This window comes from Streptomyces sp. NPDC049577, assembly GCF_040675635.1.
GTDB lineage: Bacteria > Actinomycetota > Actinomycetes > Streptomycetales > Streptomycetaceae > Streptomyces.
Genome location: NZ_JBFAPH010000455.1, coordinates 1 through 3993, shown reverse-complemented (window position 1 = coordinate 3993; position 3993 = coordinate 1). Strand labels below are relative to the sequence as shown.

The 3993-nt window shown below is 72.2% G+C and carries 2 protein-coding genes and 2 pseudogenes; all 4 read right to left on the bottom strand.

Annotation, left to right across the window (positions count from 1 at the left end; all coding sequences use genetic code 11):
- Window positions 1–253 (bottom strand): annotated as a pseudogene (locus AB0K09_RS30785) (hypothetical protein); the annotation flags it as partial.
- A gap of 195 nt (window positions 254–448) precedes the next feature.
- Window positions 449–2167, bottom strand: coding sequence for a glyoxylate carboligase (gene gcl / locus AB0K09_RS30780; protein ID WP_366068694.1), 1719 nt, complete (start codon window positions 2165–2167; stop codon window positions 449–451).
- 8 nt (window positions 2168–2175) lie between these two features.
- Complete coding sequence (locus tag AB0K09_RS30775; RefSeq protein ID WP_366068693.1) at window positions 2176–3063, bottom strand: 2-hydroxy-3-oxopropionate reductase; 888 nt, start codon at window positions 3061–3063, stop codon at window positions 2176–2178.
- A 145-nt stretch (window positions 3064–3208) separates the two neighbouring features.
- A pseudogene (locus tag AB0K09_RS30770) lies at window positions 3209–3973 on the bottom strand (TIM barrel protein); the annotation flags it as partial.
- Window positions 3974–3993 lie beyond the last annotated feature (20 nt).

Genomic DNA, 3993 nt, shown 5'->3' with positions numbered 1-3993 from the left:
GCACGGGCAGCCGCACCACCGTCCCGCACGAGCAGCCGAACTCCGGGCGCGGCCACTGCCCCTGCCGGTCGCAGGCGGGGCAGCGCACCTCCACCCAGGAGTCCCGCCACGAGCGCCGCTCCAGTAACTCCGGCGCCGCGTCGGGGAGGACGGGCACGGTCAGCGGCGCCCCGCAGGCGCAGGGGAAGGTGGGCGGAATGAAGGAGTGCTCCCGGCGGCAGGTCGGGCAGTGCACCGGCACGCTCTTGGCCATCGTCGGCTCCAGCGAGATGTCCGTAGGGGTGTGGGGTACCCCATCGTCCACGATGCGGGCGTGCGCCGGGAGCGAATCGCGAAGCGCGGCGGAGGGGATTCCGGGGGAATTCCGGACGGATTCCGGACGGCGGCACCCGGGGCGCGACAGGACAGGTGCGGGCACCGCCGCCCGGAGCTTCGGGGCCGTCCCCGCTCAGGGAAGCGGCTCGTACTCCCGGACCGCGTCGATGTCCGTGCCGTGCGGGGTGTTCGCCTCGCGCTCGATCATGATCTCGACCAGGACCGGACGCGAGGTCGCGACCGCCTCCTTGCGCGCCCACTCGACGGCCGGCCGGATGTCCCCCGGTTCCACGACCCGGCGCGCCGAACAGCCGTACGCGCGCATGACGGCGACGTTGTCGGTGCCCGTCTCGTCGTAGTGCAGGTCCACCTGGTAGTTCATGCCGTAGCCGATCGACGCCTGCCGGATCAGGCCCAGATACTCGTTGTTGAGCATGATCAGCACGTACGGCACGTCGTACTGGGCGGCCACGGCCAGTTCCTCGACCGTGTACTGGAAGCTGTAGTCGCCGACGATGCCCACGACCTCGGCATCCGGCCGGCCCAGCGACCGCAGGGCCTTCTTGACGCCGATCGCCGCCGGGATCTCCCAGCCCAGCGGCCCCGCCTGACCGCAGACCTGGTAGTGGCGCGGCCGGTGCGCCTTCTGATGCTGGCCGCCCCAGATCTGGTACAGCCCGATGGCCGTCACGAAGTACGTGTCCTCGCCGAAGATCTCGTTGATCTCCCGGTAGACGCGCGGGGCCTTGATGGGGACGGTGTCGAAGTCCTCGCGGCGCAGCAGGGTCCGCTTGAGGTGCCGGCAGCGCTCGCGCCAGGCGGCCGGGACGGCCGCGCCCGTCCCGCGGCGCCGCGCCGCCTCCAGCAGCGCGGCCAGGAACAGCCTGGCGTCGGAGACGATCCCGAGGTCCGGTTCGACGACCCGGCCGAGCTGCCCCGGCTCGACGTCCACCTGCACGAACGTCCGCCCGCCCCGGTAGACGCCCAGGTCCGCGCCCGTGTGCCGGTCGCCGAAGCGGGCACCCACCGCGAGCACGAAGTCCGCCTCCAGGAACGAGGCGTTGGCGTACCGCTGCGAGGTCTGGATGCCGGTGGTGCCCATGTTGAGCTCGTGGTCGTCCTCGACGGCTCCCTTGCCCATGAGCGTCACCTGGAACGGCACCCGCAGATACTCCACCAGGGCACGGAGTTCCGCCGCCGCCTCCGCAAGGATCACCCCGCCGCCCGCCAGCACCAGTGGCCGGTCGGCCGCCAGCAGCAGGTCCAGCGCGGCCTCGACGCGCGGCGGGTGCGGGGCCACGACCGGCACCGGCAGCGGGGCGTCGAGCGCCGGGTCGTAGCGGATCTCCCGCCGCGCGATGTCCACCGGGATGTCGATCAGGACCGGCCCCGGACGGCCCTGCCGCGCGATCCGGAAGGCCTCCCGGAAGGCCCAAGGGATCTGTGCCGCCTCCTTGATCTGCACGGCCCACTTGGTCACCGGGCGCACGATCTCCACGATGTCGACCGCCTGGAACGCCTCCTGGTGCAGCTTCGTCGACACGGCCTGACCGGTGACGCAGAGCATCGGCACGGAGTCGGCGAACGCGGTGTACAGGCCGGTGACGAGATTGGTGCCGCCCGGCCCGGACGTCGCGAGGGCCACGCCGACCTTGCCGTTGGTACGGGCCCAGCCGTCGGCCATGTGCGTGGCACCCTCCTCGTGCCGGACGACGAGGTGCTCGATGCCGCCGACGGCCTCCATGGCCTGGTAGAGGGGCAGGATCGCGGCGCCGGGACAGCCGAAGGCGATATCGACGCCCTCGTCCTTCATGATGTGCACGGCCGCGTGCATCGCGGGCATGTTGATCATGGATTCGGTCAGCCTTTCGGTGTGAGCCCGGAGAGGCGCTCGACCCCGCGCAACAGCGCCGAGTGGTCGAGCCCGCCGTCCCCCTGGGCGCGGGCGGCGGCCACGAGGCTCGCGGCCAGCGAGCCGAGCGGCACGGCGGCACCGACCTCGCGGGCGGCGGCGGTGACGATGCCCATGTCCTTGTGGTGCAGGTCGATGCGGAAGCCGGGCGGGTAGGAGCGCCGGAGGAAGTTCTCCCGCTTGCGGCCGAGCACGGCGGAGCCGGCCAGCCCGCCGCCGAGCACGTCGAGCGCGGCGGGAAGGTCCACGCCGGACTTCTCCAGGAAGACGACCGCCTCGGCGCACGCCTGGATGGTCACGGCGACGATCAGCTGGTTGGCCGCCTTGACGGTCTGCCCGGCGCCGTGTGCTCCGCACCGCACGACGGTCGTGCCCAGCACGTCGAACAACGGGCGCGCGGCGTCGAAGTCCTCCTGCTCGCCGCCGACCATGACGGACAGCGTGCCCTCGACGGCTCCGGCTTCGCCGCCGGAGACGGGGGCGTCGAGTACGCGTATCCCTTGCCTTTGCCCTTGCCGGGCGAGGGAGATGGAGGTACGGGGGGTGACCGTCGACATGTCGATGAACAGCGCGCCGGGGCGGGCATGCGCGAGCACACCGGTGTCGCCGTAGGCGACGGCTTCGAGGTCGGGGTCGGCGGGGAGCATGGTGACGACGATGTCCGCGTGGCGGACGGCGTCGGGGACGGATGTGGCGGGCGTGCCGCCCGCTGCCGCGAGTTGTTCGAGCTTTTCGGGTTCGAGGGTGTGGCCGGTGACGGGATATCCGGCCTTGAGGAGATTACGGGCCATGGGCAGGCCCATGATTCCCAGGCCGATCCAGGCGATGGTGGGCATGTGCGGGTCCTTTCGAGGGGTGGCTTTTCCCCGATCCCGCCCCGTTACGGCCGATGGTCCGGTTCCTACAACCGGGGTGCACCACTCGGCCCAGAGGACCGGGGGTTCGGGGGCGGAGCCCCCCAAAGAAACGGGAAGGGGCGGGTCAGGGGCAGGAAAAGCGTTCTGACCGCAACCAGTCGAAACGGTCAGGCCCGGAATCCCGGTACTCCAGCCCGACCCAGCCGTCATAGCCGGCCTTCTCCAACTCCTCGAAGACGCCGGCGAAGTCCAGCCCACCGGTCCCCGGCGCGCCCCTCCCGGGCGCGTCCGCGATCTGGATGTGCCCCGCCCGCCCCCCGAACTCCGCCACAGCGCCCCGCACATCCGCTCCTCCCGCCGCCACGTGGTACAGATCCAGCAGCAGCCGCGCATTGTCCAGCCCCGTCGCCGCATTGACCGCGTCGACGACCTCCGCCGCCCTCGCCGTGTCCGTGATCGGATACGTCGGCGACTCCGCCGCGTTGAGGGCCTCGATCAGCAGCACCGCCCCCACCCGGTCGGCCGCCCGCGCGGCCGGCGCGAGGTTGTCCAGGGCGAGCGCGTCCTGCACCGCGGGCTCGACGCCCGGGACGCGGTTTCCGTAGAGGGCGTTGAGCGCCCCGCAGCCCAGCGAGTGGGCGAACTCGGCCGCCACCTCCACGTTCGCGCGGAAGCGCGCCGACTCCTCGCCCGGAATCGAGAGCGCGCCCCGGTCCGGGCCGGGCAGCCGGCCCGCGTAGAAGTTGAGGGCGACGAGTTGCGTGCCGGCACGGCGCAACGCATCGCGCAGCGCGGAGAGTTCGGACTCGGGTGGAGCCGGCGAGCCGGGCCAGGGCCACCACAGCTCGACGGCCGTGAAACCGGGAGACGACGGAGATGATGCCGAGGGTCAGCGCCCGGTACCGGCGG